The organism is Chamaesiphon sp. OTE_8_metabat_110, assembly GCF_031382685.1.
Lineage (GTDB): Bacteria > Cyanobacteriota > Cyanobacteriia > Cyanobacteriales > Chamaesiphonaceae > Chamaesiphon.
Genome location: NZ_JANMZA010000392.1, coordinates 1 through 5,423 on the forward strand (window position 1 = coordinate 1; position 5,423 = coordinate 5,423).

Genomic DNA, 5,423 nt, shown 5'->3' on the forward strand with positions numbered 1-5,423 from the left:
GGTAAGAACAATTCTTTGGGTGATGCGATCAACTGGGAATGTTTGCTCGATGAGGTAGCACAGCAGGAAGATCTTTATTTTATTACTGGTGATAAAGACTATTGTTCGGCTCTAAACGATGACGACTTTAGTGACTTCCTACTTACTGAGTGGTATAATAGAAAGCAGACAAAAATTTACTTTTATAAGCGGTTGTCTAGTTTCTGTAAAGAACAATTCCCCGAAATAACACTTGCTACAGTTCGCGATAAAGAGTTCTTAATTAGAGATTTAGTCAATAGTCATTCGATCGCCAATACTCAAGCCGCGATCGAGAAATTAAGTTATTATTCAGAATTTTCTGCCGCTCAAGTCAATACGATCGTCGCCGCAGCAATTGCAAATCGTCACGTCGCATGGTCGCTAGAAGACGAGCTAGTCAGCGGTTTTCTATCATCGGTAGTCATCAATAACAAACAGTATTTAGACGCCGCTACTTTAGCCGCGATCGAAGAATTGTTAGGTAATAAATCATCAAATTAGTTCGGAGATCGCGACAGATTCTCAATAGAGTTCAGGCGATCGAAGGGATAAAAAAGCCAGTAGAGCCTAGCAAATGAACCCCCGACACAAACTTAAATCGTTGTCATGCCTAAAATCGTCATTGATAAGGCAGCACTAGCTACATCTCTAATAGTTTTCCACATTGCCCTCAAAATTATTTAACGATCGAGATTAAAAAGCACCCAAATCTAGCAATTGCTGAGTTTTTAAAAACGATAACAGTCGCTGCTTAATCCGATCGACACCACCAGCTACATTCGATTCAATATTGACTGGAATCACCGGATCGTGGAGAGATAGTCGCAATAAAAACCAACCAGATTCACTCTCTGAAGTACAAGAAACGCGAACCCCTTCATAGTTATTAGGCACGATCTTCCAGTCGGTTTGACTTGCTGCGAATGTTTGCATTCGATCGATTACTTCATTTCCATATGCTTGAAAATCTGCGGTAGCGATCTTAATTCGTAACTCCTGACTTTCGGCTGGTTCTTGAAGATTGGCAATCAAATCTGTCAATAATTTACCCGCTAATCTAGATTTTGCCAGTTCGATTAATAGCTTACTGACTAAATATGCACCATCATCGAGAAAGTGATTTTCTTTCATCGCAGCATGTCCAGAAGTCTCGATCGCCACCCACGATGATTTACCCTCATTATTCAGCCGGATCGACTCGTTGATGACATTTTTATAACCCCGCTTAAATCGATGATGAACCCCACCTAAATCCTGTTCGATAAATTGGGTCAAGCCATCAGAAGTAATCGAATCAGTCACAATTGTCGAATGGGGATATTCTTGTAAAACGATCGCACTAATCAAGCCGATTAAGCGATTGCGATTGAGTTCTTTACCACTGCTATCTACCGCCGCCGAGCGATCGACATCCGTATCGAAAATAATGCCAAAATCGGCTTGATGCGCGATTACAGCTTGACAAATTGCCGCCATTGCTGTCGGATCTTCAGGATTGGGAACGTGATTGGGAAAAGTGCCATCAGGCTCTAGAAATTGGCTCCCAGTGGTATCTGCACCTAAAGGTGCCAACACGCGATCGGCATAAAAACCACCCGCACCATTACCCGCATCGACAATAATTTTTAGCCCAGTTAAAGGTCGATCGAAATTAGTCGGATGATTGACACTCGATCGAATTTGCTCGACAAATTGGTTGGCATATACCGACATAAAATCGCGCTGAAAAATCGCCCCTTTCACGGCAGCAACTTCAAAATTATTACTAGCTGCTAACTGTAAAATATCACTAATATCTTGCTTTTCTAAACCACCTCGCGCGGTAAAAAACTTCAACCCATTCCGATTGAATGGTAAATGACTGGCGGTAAGCATAATTGCGCCGTCACACTCAAAGCCAGCCGTAATCGTACTCATAAACATCGCCGGAGTCGAAGCCATCCCAAAATCTTGAGCCTGACTCCCAGCATCGGTAATCCCATCGAGCGTCGCTTCCATCAGTGCTGACCCCGATAAGCGGCTATCGCGCCCTACTGCTAGAATCAGTTTGGCACCGGGCTTATTTAACTTACCTGAGAGCCACATCACGAAGGCTCTGCCGAGGATTTTGGCAACTTCCGGGGTGAGATTGACACGTTCGTCTTTGACGCCCTCCAGGGCGACTCCGCGAATGTCCGAGCCATTTTGTAGCTTGTTCCAGTTAAAATTTTGCTCGATTGCCATGTGGAGTAAGTGTTAAGGATTAGGCTGGAGGTTTTCGGTGTTGAGAGGGACGGTGAAATTGGGCTGATTTGAGCGATCGTGTAACCCTCTGGTTGCCTAATAACTATAGCCAAAATACTCTAAAATAAGTGGATAGATCCGTGTATTTTGTAATATCTTTTAGTGTTAGCACCAACTACTCGCAAGAATTTGTGGTTTGAGAGATCGATGGCAATTATTGCCTCGATCGGCTTGGTAGTATCGATATTCGACCTAACTTATATTCCTTGTCGCGATTTTTACTTCCGCAATTTACCAATCGTCGTGCAAACATACGATCGCTTTAAAGGGATCGAACCCAATCGGGAAACCGAACGTTATCTCAATGCGGTCGAACAACTCAAACTCACAGTCAAGCAAGCTGGATTAGCCTCTGCACCGACTCAAAGCTGGCTCCAAGAATTGGATACTTTGAGCGTGAGTATGATTCAAAATAATCCGTTTCAAGTAGCTGGTAAAACTGGAAATTTAGAGAAAATCAAAAACGACGTTCGCGATCGCGTCCAAAATCAATCAGCAAAAGGTGCTTTCGCTACCTTCTGGAGCCAAGCTTATCTGACTAAAGCAGGCTGGGATAAAGAAATTCAATTTTACGATCGCCAAATTAAGCCATTACTCGTTACCAACTATTATCGGCGATTGAATGAATCAGGTAACTATGTCGATGACTTTTGGCAGATCGATATTATTTTTATCGGTATCTTTGCTGGCGAACTACTCGGGCGAATTTTCTTTATCCGCCGTCACAATCGCCAACTTAGTTGGCAACAGGTAGTTATCCGCCGCTGGTACGATCTGATTTTGATCTTACCTTTCGCTCAATTTCTACGAATTATTCCAGTTATCATTCGATTACAGCAAGCAAGGCTAATTAATCTCAGTCTAATTAAGTCAGAACTCAATCATTTATTTGTCGGACAAATCGCTAATGAACTAACCGAGACAGTAGTAATGGAAGTATTGCAACAAACCCAAGGAGCAATTCGAGATGGTCAGATAACTAGAGTGGTTCGCCACTATCTTAATACACCACATATCGATCTAAATAACATTAATGAGATTGAAGTTTTGATCGAGCTAATGTTAGAAATAGTTGTCTACCGGGTCATTCCCAAAATCCAACCAGATTTAGAAGCAATTTTGCGGCACCTATTTCAAAAAGCCTTGTCAGAATCTCCTGCTTATCGCAACCTCAAACTACTCCCAGGGATCGGCGAATTACCCGCCCAAGCGATCGATCGGGTCGTCAAAGAAATCTCAGCATCCATCTATACCGCCCTCACCAAGATCCTAGAAGATCCCAATAGCGCCAAACTCAGCCGACGGCTGACAGAAAATATGACTAAATCGCTCGGTGATGAAATGCAAAGAGGACAAACAATTATCAAAATTGAATCGCTCCTCTACGATCTCATCGAAGAAATCCGAGTCACATATAGTAATAAATAAATCTAGCACTTTTAAAAATTAAGGTTAAGTAACACTTACATCGATCGGCTATTAATTATTAATTATCATCATGCCAATTGCAATCGGCTGTGCTGTATGGTCTTATCCAGGTTGGATGGGTGAAGTTTATCCACCCAAAACACCATCACAAGAATTTTTGCGCGTTTATAGCCGTCACTTCGCCGCTGTCGAAGGCAACACCACTTTTTATGCTACTCCCGATCGAGCGACAATCGAGCGCTGGCTCGCGCAAACTCCACCAGGATTCAAATTTTGCCTCAAGTTTCCGCGTGCGATTACGCACAATGGATTACTCGAACCTTACCTACTCCAGGCGCAAGCATTTATTACTCAGATGCAGGAATTAGGTGACAGATTGGGGGTAATGTTTATTCAATTACCACCGAATTATTCTCCAAGTTTAGGATTTGCCGATCTCAGTAATTTTCTCGCCCAGCTACCGCGTCAGGATGTCTCGCTCGCGCTCGAAGTTCGGCATCTAGATTGGTTTAAATCGCCCCACCAAGAACGCTTGAACGAGTTATTAACTAGATTGGGTGTCGGTCGCGTTATCCTTGATTCTAGACCGATTTATGAGGCGGCTAAAAGTGGGGAAGCGATCGTCGAATGCAAAAAACCCCGCGTACCGCTCGCGCTGAGTTTGACAGCCCCTTTTACATTGATTCGGTATATTTCTCATCCCGTGCGCTCGGCAAATCACATCTGGTTAGAGGGGTGGACAAATCAGATTCAGACATGGCTAGAACGAGACACACAAGTGTACATCTTCGTCCATTGCCCGATCGAGGCTCGATCGCCAATTAATGCGCGGTATTTACACGATCTTTTTACTCGATCGGGTATTGCGATCGCGCCATTACCACCACCATTTAGCGATGATTTGCCAGTGCAATTAAACTTGTTCTAATCGATTTGCCATTGGAGTAGAATAAACGAGCGAACTACAGTAAATTTGTCCACAACGAACAGTTATGGGCTACCCTCATTTGGTAGGTTATTGATGATTACTAGTTAATTAGCAACCATGCTCAAAAGATATCTAGCCAGTCTATTCGATCCTGAATTTATATCTACGGGATTAAAGACAGCTTTGGTGGTTGGTTCGTTACTATTCATTATCAATCATGGGATAGCACTATCGCGCGGCGAAATGACTAGCGATCGATGGATTTCGGTAGCGATTACTTACTTGATGCCTTACTTGGTAAATGTCTACGGACAATTTAGCTACCGCCGTAAGTTTGCACTGCGGAAAAATAGCGAAATTACATCGAGTCGATCGTAATCTAAGAAACGATCGACAAGCGATCTTTGAAAGATTAATTTCTTGTTTTAACCGCAGAGGCGCTGCGCCTCTGCGGTTTAATTTTCCTAAATCCATATCAACCATATTGCCTACTCCCTTCCCTATGGCACAATTATAATAGAGTGCCAACATCACGCATCCCATGACAGCCAATCTTCCCCCCCAGTACGACGCAAAGACAACCGAAGCCAAATGGCAGCAGATTTGGGAAACAAACCAAACCTACAAAGTCGATCCAGCTAGAGGTGGGAAACCCTTCTGCATCGTCATTCCGCCGCCAAACGTGACGGGAAGTTTGCACTTGGGACATGCGTTTGAACAATCGCTGATCGATGCACTGATTCGGTATCATCGGATGTGCGGG

Annotated in this window: 6 protein-coding genes; 5 read left to right on the plus strand and 1 reads right to left on the minus strand. The window is 43.4% G+C overall.

Annotation, left to right across the window (positions count from 1 at the left end; genetic code table 11):
* A partial coding sequence (locus tag RMO52_RS14330) for a hypothetical protein (RefSeq protein ID WP_310415381.1) occupies window positions 1-522 on the plus strand: 522 nt, incomplete at its 5' end.
* 192 nt (window positions 523-714) lie between these two features.
* Here the strand turns inward: RMO52_RS14330 and RMO52_RS14335 are convergent.
* Window positions 715-2,244 (minus strand): phosphomannomutase/phosphoglucomutase, encoded by a 1,530-nt coding sequence (locus tag RMO52_RS14335; protein WP_310415384.1) that lies wholly within the window; start codon window positions 2,242-2,244, stop codon window positions 715-717.
* Window positions 2,245-2,406: 162 nt separating this feature from the next.
* Between RMO52_RS14335 and RMO52_RS14340 the strand changes: the two genes are divergently transcribed.
* The 4 genes from RMO52_RS14340 to RMO52_RS14355 form a co-directional block, all read left to right on the plus strand.
* On the plus strand, window positions 2,407-3,732 hold the full coding sequence (locus RMO52_RS14340; RefSeq protein ID WP_310415387.1) for a hypothetical protein: 1,326 nt from the start codon (window positions 2,407-2,409) through the stop codon (window positions 3,730-3,732).
* A 70-nt stretch (window positions 3,733-3,802) separates the two neighbouring features.
* Window positions 3,803-4,660 (plus strand): DUF72 domain-containing protein, encoded by an 858-nt coding sequence (locus RMO52_RS14345; RefSeq protein ID WP_310415390.1) that lies wholly within the window; start codon window positions 3,803-3,805, stop codon window positions 4,658-4,660.
* Window positions 4,661-4,777: 117 nt separating this feature from the next.
* On the plus strand, window positions 4,778-5,038 hold the full coding sequence (nrtS, locus tag RMO52_RS14350; protein WP_309740418.1) for a nitrate/nitrite transporter NrtS: 261 nt from the start codon (window positions 4,778-4,780) through the stop codon (window positions 5,036-5,038).
* A gap of 163 nt (window positions 5,039-5,201) precedes the next feature.
* The coding region (locus RMO52_RS14355; RefSeq protein WP_310415393.1) for a class I tRNA ligase family protein at window positions 5,202-5,423 on the plus strand (222 nt) is incomplete at its 3' end.

Bases quoted from the DNA above. Each gene is read 5' to 3' on its own strand.
- nrtS (WP_309740418.1), top strand. From the start codon at position 4,778: ATGCTCAAAAGATATCTAGCCAGTCTATTCGATCCTGAATTTATATCT.
- RMO52_RS14335 (WP_310415384.1), bottom strand. From the start codon at position 2,244: ATGGCAATCGAGCAAAATTTTAACTGGAACAAGCTACAAAATGGCTCG.
- RMO52_RS14345 (WP_310415390.1), top strand. From the start codon at position 3,803: ATGCCAATTGCAATCGGCTGTGCTGTATGGTCTTATCCAGGTTGGATG.